Source organism: Devosia sp., from assembly GCF_017307495.1.
Taxonomy (GTDB): domain Bacteria; phylum Pseudomonadota; class Alphaproteobacteria; order Rhizobiales; family Devosiaceae; genus Devosia_A.
Map to the genome: position 1 here is coordinate 182,711 of NZ_JAFKHE010000012.1, position 15,528 is coordinate 198,238.

17 protein-coding genes and 1 tRNA gene are annotated in these 15,528 nt (G+C 65.1%); 13 read left to right on the forward strand and 5 right to left on the reverse strand.

Features of this window, described 5'->3' with window-relative positions:
* The first annotated feature begins 140 nt into the window (after nt 1-140).
* The 5 genes from J0I99_RS01425 (at nt 141) to J0I99_RS01445 (ending at nt 4,674) form a co-directional block, all read left to right on the forward strand.
* A complete protein-coding gene (locus tag J0I99_RS01425) occupies nt 141-557 on the forward strand; it encodes a hypothetical protein (RefSeq protein ID WP_291395361.1) in 417 nt (138 codons plus the stop codon).
* A 111-nt stretch (nt 558-668) separates the two neighbouring features.
* The gene (locus J0I99_RS01430; RefSeq protein ID WP_291395363.1) at nt 669-989 is read left to right on the forward strand and encodes a hypothetical protein; all 321 of its coding nucleotides are present in this window, start codon (nt 669-671) and stop codon (nt 987-989) included.
* Between the two features lie 597 nt (nt 990-1,586).
* The gene (locus J0I99_RS01435; protein ID WP_291395365.1) at nt 1,587-3,119 is read left to right on the forward strand and encodes an ABC-F family ATP-binding cassette domain-containing protein; all 1,533 of its coding nucleotides are present in this window, start codon (nt 1,587-1,589) and stop codon (nt 3,117-3,119) included.
* A 139-nt stretch (nt 3,120-3,258) separates the two neighbouring features.
* Complete coding sequence (locus tag J0I99_RS01440) at nt 3,259-3,975, forward strand: PilZ domain-containing protein (protein WP_291395367.1); 717 nt, start codon at nt 3,259-3,261, stop codon at nt 3,973-3,975.
* Between the two features lie 3 nt (nt 3,976-3,978).
* Nucleotides 3,979-4,674 carry a PilZ domain-containing protein gene (locus tag J0I99_RS01445; RefSeq protein WP_291395370.1) on the forward strand — a complete coding sequence of 232 codons (696 nt, stop codon included), beginning with the start codon at nt 3,979-3,981 and terminating at the stop codon, nt 4,672-4,674.
* On the opposite strand, the gene J0I99_RS01450 is transcribed toward J0I99_RS01445, so the two are convergent.
* Entirely contained in the window at nt 4,671-5,657 is a 987-nt protein-coding gene (locus J0I99_RS01450; protein ID WP_291393974.1) for a DUF808 domain-containing protein, read from the reverse strand. The two genes, J0I99_RS01445 and J0I99_RS01450, sit on opposite strands and share 4 nt — an antisense overlap.
* A 122-nt stretch (nt 5,658-5,779) precedes the next feature.
* On the opposite strand from J0I99_RS01450, the gene J0I99_RS01455 reads away from it, so the two are divergent.
* On the forward strand, nt 5,780-6,871 hold the full coding sequence (locus J0I99_RS01455) for a DUF4432 family protein (protein WP_291395371.1): 1,092 nt from the start codon (nt 5,780-5,782) through the stop codon (nt 6,869-6,871).
* 53 nt (nt 6,872-6,924) lie between these two features.
* On the opposite strand, the gene glnA is transcribed toward J0I99_RS01455, so the two are convergent.
* Both glnA and J0I99_RS01465 read right to left on the reverse strand, forming a co-directional pair.
* Nucleotides 6,925-8,334, reverse strand: a complete 1,410-nt coding sequence (gene glnA / locus J0I99_RS01460) for a type I glutamate--ammonia ligase (RefSeq protein ID WP_291395373.1) — start codon at nt 8,332-8,334, stop codon at nt 6,925-6,927.
* A gap of 57 nt (nt 8,335-8,391) precedes the next feature.
* Nucleotides 8,392-8,730, reverse strand: coding sequence for a P-II family nitrogen regulator (locus tag J0I99_RS01465; RefSeq protein WP_046105125.1), 339 nt, complete (start codon nt 8,728-8,730; stop codon nt 8,392-8,394).
* Nucleotides 8,731-9,032: 302 nt separating this feature from the next.
* Between J0I99_RS01465 and J0I99_RS01470 the strand changes: the two genes are divergently transcribed.
* The 3 genes from J0I99_RS01470 to J0I99_RS01480 all read left to right on the forward strand — a co-directional run bounded on the left by J0I99_RS01470 (nt 9,033) and on the right by J0I99_RS01480 (nt 12,182).
* A tRNA-Leu gene (locus J0I99_RS01470) sits at nt 9,033-9,117 on the forward strand.
* Between the two features lie 54 nt (nt 9,118-9,171).
* Nucleotides 9,172-10,551: a trigger factor gene (gene tig, locus J0I99_RS01475; RefSeq protein WP_291395375.1), complete on the forward strand. Its 1,380-nt coding sequence runs from the start codon at nt 9,172-9,174 to the stop codon at nt 10,549-10,551.
* 152 nt (nt 10,552-10,703) lie between these two features.
* The gene (locus tag J0I99_RS01480) at nt 10,704-12,182 is read left to right on the forward strand and encodes an NAD(P)H-hydrate dehydratase (protein ID WP_291395377.1); all 1,479 of its coding nucleotides are present in this window, start codon (nt 10,704-10,706) and stop codon (nt 12,180-12,182) included.
* Nucleotides 12,183-12,246: 64 nt separating this feature from the next.
* On the opposite strand, the gene J0I99_RS01485 is transcribed toward J0I99_RS01480, so the two are convergent.
* Both J0I99_RS01485 and J0I99_RS01490 read right to left on the reverse strand, forming a co-directional pair.
* The gene (locus J0I99_RS01485) at nt 12,247-13,488 is read right to left on the reverse strand and encodes a cytochrome P450 (protein ID WP_291395792.1); all 1,242 of its coding nucleotides are present in this window, start codon (nt 13,486-13,488) and stop codon (nt 12,247-12,249) included.
* On the reverse strand, nt 13,481-13,951 hold the full coding sequence (locus tag J0I99_RS01490) for a YbjN domain-containing protein (RefSeq protein ID WP_291391003.1): 471 nt from the start codon (nt 13,949-13,951) through the stop codon (nt 13,481-13,483). Before J0I99_RS01490 ends, J0I99_RS01485 begins: the two co-directional genes overlap by 8 nt.
* Nucleotides 13,952-14,152: 201 nt before the next feature.
* Here J0I99_RS01490 and J0I99_RS01495 point away from each other — a divergent pair, with 201 nt between their 5' ends.
* The 4 genes from J0I99_RS01495 (at nt 14,153) to J0I99_RS01505 (ending at nt 15,476) form a co-directional block, all read left to right on the forward strand.
* Nucleotides 14,153-14,383 carry a hypothetical protein gene (locus J0I99_RS01495; protein ID WP_291391004.1) on the forward strand — a complete coding sequence of 77 codons (231 nt, stop codon included), beginning with the start codon at nt 14,153-14,155 and terminating at the stop codon, nt 14,381-14,383.
* Between the two features lie 29 nt (nt 14,384-14,412).
* Complete coding sequence (locus tag J0I99_RS20285) at nt 14,413-14,535, forward strand: hypothetical protein (RefSeq protein WP_363278247.1); 123 nt, start codon at nt 14,413-14,415, stop codon at nt 14,533-14,535.
* Between the two features lie 96 nt (nt 14,536-14,631).
* The gene (locus J0I99_RS20290; RefSeq protein ID WP_367115343.1) at nt 14,632-14,853 is read left to right on the forward strand and encodes a hypothetical protein; all 222 of its coding nucleotides are present in this window, start codon (nt 14,632-14,634) and stop codon (nt 14,851-14,853) included.
* Nucleotides 14,850-15,476 (forward strand): ATP-dependent Clp protease proteolytic subunit, encoded by a 627-nt coding sequence (locus J0I99_RS01505; RefSeq protein ID WP_291395379.1) that lies wholly within the window; start codon nt 14,850-14,852, stop codon nt 15,474-15,476. The genes J0I99_RS20290 and J0I99_RS01505 overlap by 4 nt, the downstream gene beginning before the upstream one ends.
* Nucleotides 15,477-15,528: the final 52 nt, after the last annotated feature.

Consider the following 15,528-nt stretch of genomic DNA (forward strand, 5'->3'; position numbering starts at 1 on the left):
CGGAGTCTGTACCCGCGCTCGCCCGCAACATGAACCGCGGATGAACGGGAGATACCGCGTTGGTTAAGAATGCAACCCTTAGCGTCGTGCGACACTAGTGGACCTGGCACCACAGAAGACGACCCAAAAAGGAGACTACCATGACCCCGATCCTTTCCCGCGTGATGAAGTCCGGCCGAGCGGCAATCGTTGCCGTCACGCTTGGGGCCGCGGCGCTCACGGCCATGCCGGTCCAGGCTCAGTCGGGCGGCAATCCGTCCTTCAACTTCCAGTTCGGCATTCAGGGTGGCGGTGACAATTTCTCGTACCGCTTCGACAACGGCAAGCGCTTCAAGCGCGAGTGCCTGACCAACAACGAAGTCCGCCGCGGGCTGCAGCGCATGGGCTGGGATGACATCCGGTTCGTCGACCGCCACGGCGTGCGCGTGAAGGTGGTCGCGGACTGGGGCCGTCGCACCTACGCGATGACCGTCAACAAGTGCACCGGCCGCGTTACCGACATCGAGCGGCTGAGCCGTCCGTACCGTCCGGGCTTCCACTTCCAGTTCCGCTTCTGACCTGAACTCCGGCGGAGCCGGAACCTCCTCCCTCCGGCTCCGTCGCACCCCGGCCCCCAACAGGGCCGGGGTTTTGTCTTTCCGGCGCAATGACAACCAAGGAGACGATCAATGAGAACGACATCCTCCGTAAGGGCCGCCATTCTCGGGCTTGCCCTGGCGGCATCCGCCGTCCCGGCCGGCGCGGCGCAGTTCCACTTCGGATTCGGGACCGACGGCTTCGGCTTCCGCCGCCCCCTGATCTGCATCGAACTGACGGACCGGCAGATCCGCAACGCCGTGCGCGATCAGGGGTACTCCAACATCTACCTCAATGTGAGCAACAACCGCCGCATCCAGGTTCGTGCCACCCGTGGCGACTGGGTGTATCTGCTGCGTGTCTCGACCTGCACCGGCACCATCCTCAGCCGCGAGCGGCTTCGCCCCGCATGAACTGAAGCCGGTTCCGAGTTCAGTGCGTTCGTTCCCGCGCGCCGGGGGCGAACGCATTGTTTTGGATCACCCTGTTTAGAGTTCGTTCGCTTTGTCGAAGCACTTTCTTAAACGCCCGCCGCTATAACTCGGTCATACGGTTTTTGTGTCTGGAGTAGCCGTATGCGTGCCCGAAGCGAGGGTGGTCTCGCGTACCTTGAGACCCATCGTCGGGCACCTCGAAACAGCGGATGGCCGCAAGCCGGATTGAAGAGTTTTGCGTACCGGCTTGCCCATCTTGCGTTTCCTCGTTCGCTGACCATCGCGGCAGTCGCGACGCTGTTCTACCTGGCGTGATTGCCAGAGCGCGGCCGCTGCGCTATTGAGCCAAAGTCCGCTACACCAGCTGAAGGAGGGTCGCGTGGGCTTTCGTCATGACCACCACCGCAGCCGTGGCCCTGTCTTCGCCCTGCAGCAGCAGTTGCAGGGCTGACCGAGCGGGTCCGGACGACAGTTTCGTCTCATCCAATTCTGGTCTGCCCACACGGCTTCGCTTGACGCGAGCCATTGACGGCAAGGGCGCCTTGTTGCGCCATGACTTCCAGAAGTGAGACAGACATGGGCTCGATCAGCCTCAAGAACCTTTCCACAATCGCGACGGCGCAGCTGTTCAGCGATCTCAACCTGGTAATCGCCGACGGCGATCGGGTGGGGCTCGTCGCTGGCAACGGTCTCGGCAAGACCACGTTGCTGCGCATCATCGCCGGCCTTGCCGAGCCGACCTCGGGCGAAGTCACTCGCTCGCGGGGGTTGCGCATCGGCTATGTCGAGCAAGACGTGCCGGCCGCCTTGTTGCCATTGACGATGCGCGACGCGGTGCTCGAGGCGTTGCCGCCATCGGATCGCGAGACGGATGCCTGGCGCGCCGACGTGGCTCTCGACGGTTTCGAAACACCCTACGAGTTGCGCGACCGGAAGGTCGCCGAGCTCAGCGGCGGCTGGCAGAGGCTGATGCTCATTGCCCGTGTCTGGGTCACCGATCCGGATGCGTTGCTGCTGGACGAGCCCACCAACCACCTCGACCTGAGCAAGCTGTTCAGGCTTGAGGAGTGGTTCCGTCGCGAGGCGCGCAACATCCCGGTCATCGTCGCCAGCCACGATCGCGACTTCCTCGATGCAGTCACCAACCGGACGCTGTTCCTGCGGCCGGGCACCTCGCGCTACTTCCCGCTCGCCTACAGCGCCGCGCGCACCGAGATCGAGCGGGAGGACGCCTCCCAGGACGCACAGAACGAGCGGGACCTGAAGGAGGCCGCCAAGCTCAGGAAGCAGGCCGCCAAGCTCAACAATATCGGCATCAACTCGGGCAGCGACCTGCTGGTGGTCAAGACCCGGCAGCTGCGGGAGCGTGCCGCGAAAATAGAGGAAGCCGTCCGGCCGGCGCACAAGGAGCGGTCCGGCGAGATCCGCCTTGCCAACCGCGGCACGCATGCCAGGTTGCTCGTCGGTATCGAGAACATGACCGTTGCCACGCCGTCCGGGCAGGCGCTGTTCCGTATCGACAAGCTCCACGTCTTCCAGGGTGATCGCATCGTCCTGCTCGGGCGCAATGGCGTCGGCAAGTCGCAGTTCGTGAGACTGGTACACGAGGCGATGACCGACCCGGACGGTGTGGCGGGCATTCGCGTCACGCCGTCACTGGTCCTGGGCTACACCGACCAGGACATGTCGCAATTGCCGACCGGCGAAACGCCGGAGAGCTTCATCTCCACCCGCTTCAAGCAGCCCGATGCCCGGGTGCGCAGTCTTCTCGCCGCTGCCGGCTTCCCCATCGAAAAGCAGGGCAAGCCGATCGGGCAGCTCAGTTTCGGCCAGCGCGCGCGCCTTGGCCTTCTGGCCCTGCGCCTCACCGAGCCCAACTTCTACCTGATGGACGAACCGACCAATCACGTGGACATTCCGGGCCGCGAGGCGCTTGAGCGCGAAATTCTCGAACACGAGGCAACCGCCATTCTTGTCTCACACGACCGAAGCTTCGTGCGCAATGTCGGAAACCGCTATCTTCAGATCGACGGCCGGAGACTGCGCGAAGTCGAGGGGGCTGAGGACTTTTTCGAGCAGATGATGCTCGAAGTCGATCAGTTGACGTGAGCCTGCGATGAAACCTGCCAGTGAGATGGCAACGTTAGCACGGCGTGGTGTCCCGGATTTGAGTCCGATGATCTGATTAGATCTGGCGTTGTATTTTAGAATGGAGACGCGTTTCGTCCTGTCTGCATCCGAGTAACTTATGATTCAGGATCATTGCGGTAGTCTTTTCTCCAGGATGGAGATGGGCGCAATGGCCAGTTCCTTTCGGCAAGAACGAAATGCACAGCGGGCAGCGGATCGGCGGGCCGAGATTCGGTACGACGGCAACATTGCGGCCTCCTTCACCTATACGCCCGGTTCCGGCGGTGGCGTGCGTGCGGTCAACTGCACCGTGGTGAGCCTGTCGCCGTCGGCGATGGTGGTGACGGCGCCGGTGCACGGCGCGGTGGGGGAGCATCTCTGGCTCGAGCTCGACGGCTTCGGACTTGTTCGTTGTGCGATCGAGCAGATCCGCGAGGACGGCTTCGTTTGCCAGAACCTGCTCAATGACGATGCCCGGCGGCGCCTTGCCACCTGGGTATCGTGGCTCCGCCGCCGTGGTGGCCGCGTTGCCGGCGATCAGCGCGAATTCATGCGCCTTCGCCCCCGCGATGCGCGGACGACTGTCATCTTCACCGATGGCTCGGCGGCGGACGTGCTGCTCAGCGACGTGTCCCGCTCCGGTGCGGCAATTGCCTCCGACCGGCAGGTGAGCATCGGCGACGTCATCCAGATCGGGCGCGTGCCCGCCCACGTCGTGAGAATTGTGGAGGGCGGTTTCGCCGTCGCCTTCGACCAGGTGCTGGACGCGGCGGATGCTGACCGACTGGTCGCCGGCTATGAGGTTGGCGTCAGTCCGACGAGCAAGGCGGTCTAGACCATGCCGGCCGCAGCCCGGATCCAGACCGATGCCTCTGCAGCCGGTGCTCCAAGCCGCACGGATGTGCGCTTCATCGGCGATGTCATGGGCAGCTATGTCCTTGCCAGCCGCCTGCAGGCCCAGGGCTCGGTGCAGGTCTTTGCCTGCCGGGCGCGCAGCATCTCCGCCTACGAGGCGGTGATCCATGCCCCCGTCACCGGCACGCCCGGCGAGGCCCTCACGGTCACGTTCCAGGGGCTGGGCATCCTGCACGGCCGCATCGGCCGCGTCGTGGATGGCGGCTTCGTCGCCAGCTTCGAATGTACCGAGCCGGAGCGCGCTCTGCTGGCATCGCGCATCGACTGGCTGAAGCGCAGGACGCTCAAGGCCGTTGCCGATCGCCGCGCCCACAAGCGCGTGCTGCCGCGTGAGACGAGAGCCAAGCTCCTGCTCGGCGACGGCACCAGCTACGACTGCTTCATCATCGACATGTCGCAATCCGGGGTCGCGGTGTCAGCCGATGTACTGCCGCCGCTGGGCGCGCTGGCCGGAGTGGGTGCAGTGCCGGGCAAGGTGGTGCGCTACGTCGAGGCCGGCTTTGCCGTGCAGTTCGCCGAATTGCAGCAACTCGAGCAGTTGGAAGCACTGCTGACCGGGCAGACAGAGCAGAACCGCCATCCCGCGGCCCGGCAACCCGGCGTGGCTGGCGAAGCCTAGCGTTCCGCCGACTTTCGGAACATGCCGCGGATGGCCCGCCAGGCCGGCGCGACGACCTTGCCGGCGATCGGGATCAGGATCAGCCCGAGCACAAGGCCGAGAACGAGGTCGGCGAGGATCGTCGCCAGCCCGCCGGCGAAGCCGTCGGGAGCCGGCAGCAACTGCTCGATCCAGTGGGCGAAGGCCTCGATGCCGTGCTCGATGAAACCCAGCCCGAAACCCGAGAGGCCGTGCACAATGATGCCGCCGCCGACCCAGATCATGGCGGCCGTGCCGACGACCGACAGCGTCTGCATCACCCACGGCATGGCGAGCAGTATACCGCGTCCGAAAGCGCGGCCGGCCCCGGTGCGGGCTTTCCGGGCGAGCAGCAGGCCGAAATCGTCCGCCTTGACGATCAGCGCCACCGCGCCATAGACCGCGAGCGTGATGCCGATGCCGACCACGGCAAGCACGATCGCCTGCTCCCAGAACGGCATCGCCGGCAGCGCGGCGAGCGCGATGGTCATGATCTCAGCCGAGAGGATGAAGTCCGTCTGGATCGCGCCGGTCACCCGCTCGTCCTCCAGCGTGGCGCCTTGATCCTCGGGCCGTTCGACCTCTGCCGCGTGCGCGTGGTCCTCGTGCGGAAAGACCGCCTCGAAGACCTTCTCGGCGCCCTCGTAGCAGAGATAGGCGCCGCCGAGCATGAGCAGCGGCGTGATGATCCAGGGCGCGAGGAAGCTGAGCGCCAGCGCCGCGGGAAGCAGGATCAGGAGCTTGTTGCGGACCGACCCGGCGGCGATGCGAGCGACAATCGGCAGCTCGCGTTCAGCCGCGAAGCCGTGGACGTACTTGGGGGTGACGGCCGTATCGTCGATGACCGCGCCCGCCGCCTTGAGCCCGGCCTTGGTCGCCTGGCCGGCCACATCGTCGATCGACGCCGCTGCGACCTTGGCGAGCGCCGTCACGTCATCAAGCAGGCCGAGCAGTCCTACGCTCATCGCGAATCCCCGTGGTGGATGCCTCACCATGCCAGCCAGTGCTGGCGCTGAAAACGCCCCACGGGGCGTGGCCGTTGCGCGCAGGGCGCGATACGGTGGCCAGGAAATCCGGGAGGAACATCGTGGACGCAACAGACGAGGTGGTGCTGCAACTGTCGGAGGCGCAGTTCACCGCGCGCGAGACGCCGCTGGCGGGGTATGGAGACATCGCCGTCACGGCGTTTCGATACGGGACCGGGATCGCCGCCGTGCGGATCCGCACCGGGGCAGGGGAGGTGATCGTGCTGCCGTTCCACGGCCAGCAGATCTGGGACGTGCGCTTTGGCGGGCGGCGGCTCACGATGCGGTCGATCTTCGATGAACCGCAGCCCGGCGGATATCTCGACAACTATGGCGCGTTCCTCGTTCACTGCGGGGCAAGTGCGATGGGCAACCCGGCTCCGGAAGATATGCACCCGCTGCATGGCGAGCTGCCGAACGCCGCCTTCCAGTCCGCCGAGTTACGGTTCGGCACCGGCGGGAACGGTCGCTACGTGACCCTTGCCGGCGTCCGCGAGGAACGGGTGGCGTTCTCGCGGCACTACACCTTCACTTCGTCGGTGCGGCTGGGCGAGGAAGCAACGCGCATCGGCGTCGAGGTGGCGGTCAGGAACCTGCGCCACAAGCCGATGGAGCTGATGTACCTGGCGCATGTGAATTTCGCGCCGGTCGACGGCAGCGTCATCATCGACGCGGTGGCGGACGAAGCCGCGCACTTCCGGGTGCGCCGGCACCTGCCGATCTACGCCAACGGCTCGGCAGCCTACCGCGAGCTGATGGACCTGGTGGCGAACGATCCGGCGCAGCACCGGCGCGTCCTCGCCGGCCGCGCGATCGACCCCGAACTGGTGGCGGGCATGGACTGCGTCGCGGATGCGGACGGCTGGGCCCACGCCCTGCAGGTGCTGCCGGATGGCACGGCCGACTTCATCAGCCATCGGCCCGACCAGCTTCCGCACGCCATCCGCTGGATCACCCGCAACGGCGACGAGGACGCCCTCGGCCTGGTGCTGCCGGCGACGGCCGAGGTCGACGGCCGCGAGGCCGAGCGGCGCAAGGGCAATGTCCGCATGCTGGCGCCGGGGGCCGAATGGCGCGGCGAGCTGGTATTCGGCGTACTCGATGCAGCGGAGACCCGCGACATGCGCGATGCAATCGCCAGGCTGCGGGCGTAAACACGAAAGGGCCCCGAGGGGCCCTTTCCAGATTCCGTCGATCGATCCGGCGCTCAGGCCGAGTAGTACATCTCGTACTCGACCGGGTGCGGGGTGTGCTCGAACTTGATCACTTCCGTCATCTTCAGCTCGATGTAGCTGTCGATCTGGTCGTCGTCGAAGACGCCGCCGGCCTTGAGGAAGTCGCGGTCCTTGTCGAGGGCCTCGAGGGCCTCGCGCAGCGAACCACAGACGGTCGGGATCTGCTTCAGCTCTTCCTTGGGCAGCTCGTAGAGGTCCTTGTCCATCGGGTCGCCCGGGTGGATCTTGTTCTTGATGCCGTCGAGACCGGCCATCAGGAGCGCGGCGAAGCCGAGGTACGGGTTCGCCAGCGGATCGGGGAAGCGGACCTCGACGCGCTTCGACTTCGGCGACTGGCCGAAGGGGATGCGGCAGGAGGCCGAGCGGTTGCGCGCCGAGTAGGCGAGCAGCACCGGGGCTTCGAAGCCGGGCACCAGGCGCTTGTACGAGTTGGTCGTCGGGTTGGTGAAGGCGTTGATGGCCTTGGCGTGCTTGATCACGCCGCCGATGTAGTACAGGGCTTCCATCGAGAGGCCCGCATACTGGTCACCGGCGAACAGCGGCTTGCCGTCCTTCCAGATCGACTGGTGGCAGTGCATGCCCGAGCCGTTGTCGCCATAGACCGGCTTGGGCATGAAGGTCACGGTCTTGCCGTAGGCCTGGGCCACCTGCTGGATGACGTACTTGTAGATCTGCACGTCGTCGGCCGACTTGATCAGCGGGGCGAACTTGATGCCGAGCTCGTGCTGGGCCGAAGCCACTTCGTGGTGGTGCTTCTCGACGGTGACGCCCATAGACGCCATGGCGGCAAGCATCTCGCCGCGCATGTCCTGCGCGCTGTCCAGCGGCGGAACCGGGAAATAGCCCTTCTTGAGGCCGATGTGGTGGCCGGTGTTGCCGGACTCGTACTCGGTGTCGTTGTTGATCGGCAGTTCCGAGTGATCGACCGAGAAGCCAACCTTGTAGGTCGTGTTGGAGTAGCGGACATCATCGAAGATGAAGAATTCGGGCTCAGGACCGAACACGACGGTGTCGCCGATGCCGAGTTCCTTCACATACGCCTCGGCCTTCTTGGCCGTGGTGCGCGGGTCGCGGTTATAGGGCTGGTAGGTCAGCGGCTCGAGAATGTCGCAGTTGATCGCGAGCGTCGGGGCGCCGAAGAACGGGTCGATATAAGCGGAGTTCGGATCGGGCATCAGCACCATGTCCGACTCGTTGATCGCCTTCCAGCCGCCGATCGACGAGCCGTCGAACATCGTGCCTTCCTCGAACAGGTCTTCGTCGACCACGGTCACGTCCATGGTGACGTGCTGCAGCTTGCCGCGCGGGTCGGTGAAGCGGAGGTCGACGTACTTGATATCCTCGTCCTTGATCTTCTTGAGGATTTCTGCGGCTGTGGTCATTAGGTTCCCCTGTCAACAGTCTGGGTTTGCGTTAGGCCGGGACGACGCGAAGGTGCCTTAGAGCGCGTCGTCGCCGAATTCGCCGGTGCGGATGCGGATCGCCTGTTCGATCGAGTAGACGAAGATCTTCCCATCGCCGATGCGGCCGGTTTGCGCGGCAGTGCGGATCGCTTCGATCGCCTTCTCGGCGAGATCGTCGGGGCACACCACTTCGACCTTCACCTTGGGCAGGAAATCGACGACGTACTCGGCCCCCCGATAGAGCTCGGTATGGCCCTTCTGCCGGCCAAAGCCCTTGGCCTCGGTCACGGTGATGCCCTGCAGGCCAACTTCCTGCAGCGCTTCCTTCACTTCGTCGAGCTTGAACGGCTTTACGATAGCCTCGATCTTCTTCATTCAGGCCTCCACTCTGGCACCGGTCGGGTGCCGCAAGGTTGTATGCAGGGGGCGTGCCAGTGCATGCCGATGTGTGAAATGCATGTTATGATAAGGTTTTCGAGCGGCAACCTGACAAACTGCATCAGGCTCCTTCACGACATACTGCCTAAATTGTAGGCGCCGCGATCGTAATTCGGTCAGGCAGCCATCGTGGACGGCCCGCGCATCGGGCACGCCACGAGATGATGCCGCTGTCAAACGCCTTTGACCTTCCCCGTTTCTTGCCATATATGCACGCGACCCGGCCGACGGGGCACCTTGCGGGTGTGGCGGAACTGGTAGACGCACTGGATTTAGGTTCCAGCGCCGCAAGGCGTGGAGGTTCGAGCCCTCTCACCCGCACCATTCCGCCGCGAGACCCCGGCCACACGAGATTTGAAGAGACAACGGGATACCCCAATGCAGGTTACAGAAACCCTCAACGAGGGCCTCAAGCGCAAACTCTCCGTGGTCATTCCGGCCAAGGACCTGAGCGAGCGCCTCGACGCCCGCCTCGATGAGCTGAAGTCCACCGCGAACATCAAGGGTTTCCGCCCCGGCAAGGTGCCCGCCGCCCACCTCAAGAAGGTGTATGGCCGTTCCGCCATGTCCGAGGTCCTGTCCGACGCCATCAACTCCACCGTCTCCAAGACCCTCGACGATCGTTCCGAGCGGGCCGCGACCCAGCCCAAGGTCGATCTGCCGGAAGACCAGGACGTCATCAACAAGGTACTCGACGGCGCTGCCGACCTCAACTTCGAGGTCAGCTACGAAGTGCTTCCGCCTGTCCCCCTGATGGACTTCAGCTCCCTCGCCGTCGACAAGCCGGTGGTCGAGATCGACGAGAAGGACGTGGACACCGAAGTGCAGCGCGTGTTCGCGCAGCAGCGGGGCTATGAGGAGAAGGGCGAGGACGGCGTGGTCGAGACCGGCGACCGTCTTGGCCTGTCGTTCAAGGGCACCATCAACGGCGAGGCCTTTGCGGGCGGTTCGTCCGACCATGCCCACCTCGTCGTCGGCTCGGGCGAGTTCATCCCCGGCTTCGAAGAGCAGCTGGTCGGCATGAAGAAGGGCGAGACGAAGACCGTGAAGGTCACGTTCCCCGACGACTACGCGCAGGACGAGCTGGCCGGCAAGAAGGCCGAATTCGAGACCTCGATCCTGCACATCGACGGTCCCAAGGCCGGCGAGCTCAACGACGACTTCGCCAAGGGTTTGGGCCTCGAGAATGTCGCCGCGCTGCGCGATGCGGTGAAGGACCAGATGCGCGCCGCGCTCGACTCCATGAGCCGCCAGGCCATCAAGCGTCAGATCCTCGACCAGCTCGACGAGGGCCACAAGTTCGACGTGCCGCAGCAGCTGGTGGACGCCGAGTTCGACACCATCTGGCAGCGCGTCGTGCACGAGGTCGAGCACCACGGTCGCTCGTTCGAGGACGAGGGTACCACCGAGGACGCTGCCAGGGAGCAGTACAAGAAGATCGCCGAGCGCCGCGTGCGCCTGGGCCTGGTCGTCGCCGAGATCGGCAACGTCAACAAGATCGAAGTGACCGAGGAAGAGCACCAGCAGGCGCTCATCGCCGAGGTCCGCCGCTTCCCCGGCCAGGAACAGCAGGTCTACGACTACTACCGCAAGAACCCGCAGGCGCTGGCCGGCCTGCGTGCGCCGGTGTTCGAGAACAAGGTGGTCGACTACGTCACCGAGCTCGCCAAGAAGACCGACAAGCCGATGACCCGCGCCGAGCTGAGCAAGATCATCGCTTCGGACGATGACGAGGTTCCGGAGGAGCACCACCACTAAGGGGTGGGTTCCGCGAATTCAGGGCCGCCCTTCGGGGCGGCCTCTTTGTTTCGGGGTACCTCGCCCCTTGCCCGCTGCACCCAGTGATCGGTGACGCCAGGGACCGACCCCGCCGGCTTTCCGTTTGGGTCGAGGCCAGCTAGGCTCCCGCCATGATTTCCACCCCGGTCCTCCTCACCCCCGCGGAGATGTCGCGTGCCGACCAGTTGGCGGTGGCGGGGGGCGTGCAGTCGTTCAAGCTGATGGAGGCAGCGGGTACAGCGGTGGCCGACTTCGTCGCGGACCGCTATCCCGAAGGCCACGTCCTCGTCCTGTGCGGGCCCGGCAACAATGGCGGCGACGGCTTCGTTGCGGCCGAGAAGCTGCGGCAGGCCGGGCGCGAGGTACGGCTGATGCTGCTCGCCGACAAGGACCGGCTGAACGGCGACGCCGCGCTGTTCGCCGACATCTGGAAGGGACGCATCGAGCCCGCGGACGCGACGGCCTTGCAACCGGCTGACGTGATCATCGACGCGCTGCTCGGCGCCGGGCTCGACCGCGACGTAGCAGGCGAGATGGCCGACCTCATCGACGCCGTGAACGCCTCGGGCATACCGGTCGTCGCCGTCGATGTGCCCAGCGGCATCGACGGGGCGACGGGGCAGGTGCGGGGCACCGCGATCCGCGCAGCGGCATCGGTAACGTTCTTTCGCCTGAAGCCGGGGCACATCCTGCTCCCGGGCCGTGCCCGCTGCGGCGACGTGGTGCTCGCGCAGATCGGTATTCCCGATGCCGTGATGGACGAGATCGCACCGAGCCTGTGGCGCAACGGCCCCGGACTCTGGCAGCTCCCGAGGCTGGATCCGGAAGGCCACAAGTTCACGCGCGGCCACTGCATGGTGATGTCGGGCGGTCCGTTGCAGACCGGGGCAAGTCGGCTGGCCGCGACGGCGGCGCTGCGGGCAGGGGCGGGCCTGGTGTCGCTGACCGGGCCGCACCAGTCACTGCTGGTCCATGCCAACCATGTGACGGCGATCATGCTCAAGCCATCGGACGGCGCGGCAAGCCTGTCCTTGCTGATGGCGGAGCACAGAGTCCGGTGCTTCGCCATCGGTCCGGCTGCCGGCGTGGGGGAGGCGACGCGGGCCAACGTCATGGCGATCCTCGATGGGGCTCCGGCGGTCGTGCTCGATGCCGACGCCCTGACCAGCTTCAAGGATGATCCGGACACGCTTTTCGTCGCTATCGGGAAGCACCCCGACCGGCCAGTGGTGCTGACGCCGCACGAAGGCGAGTTCGAGCGGCTGTTCGGCCCCATGCAGGGCTCAAAGGTGGAACGGGCGCGGTCCGCCGCCAAGCGCTCGGGCGCCGTCCTGTTGCTCAAGGGCAGCGATACGGTGGTGGCCGCGCCCGACGGGCGAGCGGTGATCAACGACAACGCGCCGCCCACGCTGGGCACGGCCGGCTCCGGCGATGTGCTCGCGGGCCTCGTCGCCGGACTGCTCGCCCAGGGCATGCCCGGCTTCGAAGCCGCCTGCGCCGGGGTGTGGATCCATGGCGAGGCGGCGAACCGCTGGGGCAGGCCGGGATTGATGGCAGAGGATTTGCCGGGGTTGGTGCCGGACGTGCTGGCGGAGCTGGCAAGCCAGTAGCGCCGGCCGGGAAACCACGTCCCAGGGCACAAGCAGCGGATGCCGCCTGGGCCCTGGGGTCAGGTCACCACGCCAGCTCGAGCCGCTCCAGCCCGTGGAAATGATAGATATTCTTGTACTCGGGCGGCTGGGCCAGCTTCAGCCCCGGCAGGCGAGTGAACAGGGTCTTGAGCGAAACCTGCAGCTCGATCCGGGCCAGCGGCGCACCGATGCAGAAGTGGATGCCGGCCCCGAAGCTGACATTCTGGCCGTCGTTGCGGAACGGGTCGAAGCGGTTGGCATGGGCGAAGCGCGACGGATCGCGGTTGGCGGCGCCGAGCATCAGTCCGATCGTCTCGCCCTGCTTGAAGCTGAGGCCGTTCTCGAGCGTCACGTCCTGCAGGGCATAGCGGGTGAACATGTGCAGCGGGGCGTCGAAGCGCAGGCATTCCTCGACCGTCGCCTCGGTCTGCTTGTCGTCGGCGAACAGTGCCTGCGGGTCGAGCCCGCTCTCGAGGATCGACTTGACCGCATTGCCCGTGGTGTGAACGGTCGCCTCGTGCCCGGCGTTGAGCAGGAGGATGGTGGTCGAGATCACCTCGTCCTCGGTGAGCTTCTCGCCGTCCACCTCGGAAGTCAGCATGTGCGTGAGAAGGTCTTCCCTGGGGGCGCGCCGCCGTTCGTCGATCAGGGTGCGGACATAGTCCATGAACTCGATCGAGGCCTGGTTGGCGTCGAACTCGGTCTCGTGGGTGACGCCATGCATGTACATGGCCACCATCCGGTTGGACCAGTCGACCAGCTGCATGGCCATGTCGCTCGGCATGCCGATCATCTCTGCGATGACGATGGCGGGGATAGGCACGGCATAGCTGCGCAGCAGCTCGACGCGCCCGTCCGCCTCGAACCCGTCGACCAGCTCGTTGGCCAACCGCTCGATCCGGGGGCGCAACTGCTCGACATTGCGCGAGACGAAGGCGCGGTTGACCAGCGAGCGCAGCCTCGTGTGGCTGGGCGGCTCGAGCGTCAGCAACGAGTACTTCTCGGTCTGGTCGAAGGCGGCCGTGTGCGCCTTGGGCGGCGGCATGCCGAGCTGTTCGCGGCTCATCAGGTGCAGGATTTGCCGGCCGAAACGCTTGTCGCGCAACAGCGCGTTCACGTCCTTGAAGCCGGTGAAGCACCAGTGGCCGTAATTGTCCCAGAAGAAGGTCGGGGAGGCGGCGTGCACCGCGTCGTAGAAGGCGTAGGGGTCACGGTAGAAGGCCGGTTCACGAGGCGCAGCCTCGGCTCGCCTCGTGTCCGTCGTCAGTCGGAATGCATCAGAAATGGAAGTAGTCCTTCATGTCGCCGAGCTTGCGGTCCCATAGCTTGACCGTCTGTTCAAATACACTTTCGGGGATCCCCTCGAATGTCGACACCGCATAGTCGAGCTGGGGATCTCCGTTGTCGTCGAGCGAGACGCGGCCCGTGATTTCCTTGGCGTTCCAGGAATTGGCCTGGTTGAGCGTTGCGCCGTCCTTGAGATCGAGAACCACCACGAAAAGCAGCGTGTAGCAATCCTCGAGCTTGTCGTCGCAGTCGTAAAAATCGATGAAGGTGTTGAGCCCCGAGATCGGCACGGCGATGGACATGCGGCCGGAATCCATCTTCTCCAGCGTGCCCCGGTAGCCCAGGGCACTCAACGCATCCAGCACGGTTTGCGGATCTCGGGCCGTGACGTCGGCCGCGAGTGCGGCGCCGGACGATCCGAACATGGCCACAACGGTGGCAAGCGCGGGTAATAGTCTCATCGTTACCTCCTTGCTGTTGCGCCCCAAACGCAACCGCAGCCATGCTTGCCCCACGCCCGTGTTGTCGTAAAGCGAACTTGCCGCGGCGGTTTCCTGCACATTCGACGGAGTGGCACGAACGCCACGGGCGCGATTGGGTCTTGTCCGCCCGAAAAATCCGGGTAGTGCATAAGGCCAAGAACACTCATCGGAGCAAATCCCGTGGCCGACCTGACGCTCGCCGAAGCCATCGACAATATCTACGCCTCGCTGAGGGCCAACAACCAGGACATCGACACGCACATTGCCGCGCTGAAGGCTGCGATGGCCAGGGATGGCGCCACGGAAGCGGTGTTCGATCCGACCAAGCTGGCGCAGAACAACAGGCAGGGCCGCAAGACGATGCAGGCCTACTTCAAGAAGCGCGGCGTGGTGGTGACGTTCGGCGCGTGACCTGTTTCCGGATGAAGTGAGCCGCGAACTTGGCTTGGACGATTGAGTTCGATGCCCACGCGGTGAAGCACCTCGGCAAGATGGCCAAGGTCGATGCCCTCCGGATTCGCGATTTTCTGCGTGACCGGGTGGCACCGCTCGAGAACCCCTGATCAATTGGACAGGCGTTGCAGGGCTCGCGCTTTGCCGGTCTGTGTCGGTATCGCGTTGGCGACTTCCGTGTGCCCTGCGAGATTCAGGACACGCGGGTGGTCGTTCTCGTCGTCGGCATTGGAACCGCCGCGACGTCTACCGTTGATCCTCCCCATCCGGGCAGCTTCCGCAAATCCCTAGCATTGCGCGAGACTGCGAGTATTGCGGCTCGCCACATTGGCGCCTATCTGTCGCTTTACCCGCCCTTAACGGGGCATCGCCTGAAGTCGGCCGCGAGCGCTGATTCTTCTTACCTCAGGGGCAAAATCTCGAAATGAGAGATCCGGTCGACACCTTCACCAACTACCTCGTGCCCACGGTCATCGAGCAGACCAACCGTGGCGAGCGCGCCTTCGACATCTATTCGCGCCTGCTCAAGGAGCGCATCATCTTCGTGACCGGTCAGGTCGAGGACACCATGGCCTCCCTGATCGTGGCGCAGTTGCTCTTCCTCGAGTCCGAGAACCCGAAGAAAGAGATCTCGATGTACATCAACTCGCCCGGTGGCGTGGTGACGTCGGGCCTTGCGATCTACGACACGATGCAGTTCATCCGCCCGCCCGTGGCGACGCTCTGCACCGGCCAGGCCGCCTCGATGGGTTCGCTCCTGCTCGCCGGCGGCGCTGCGGGCATGCGCGGGTCGTTGCCCAACTCCTCGATCATGGTGCACCAGCCCTCGGGCGGCTACCAGGGACAGGCGACGGACATCCTGATCCACGCCCAGTTCACCGAGAAGCTGAAGCGCCGGCTCAACGAAATCTACGTCAAGCATACCGGCCAGAGCTACGAGGCCATCCATAACGCGCTCGAGCGCGACCGCTTCCTCAGCCCGGAGGAAGCCAGGGAATTCGGCCTCATCGACTCGATCTACGAGAAGCGGGCGGAACCGGACGCTTCGTGAGCCTTTTACGCGTTAACGTGAACGGCATCACGCGCCTCTGTGTGACACTTGT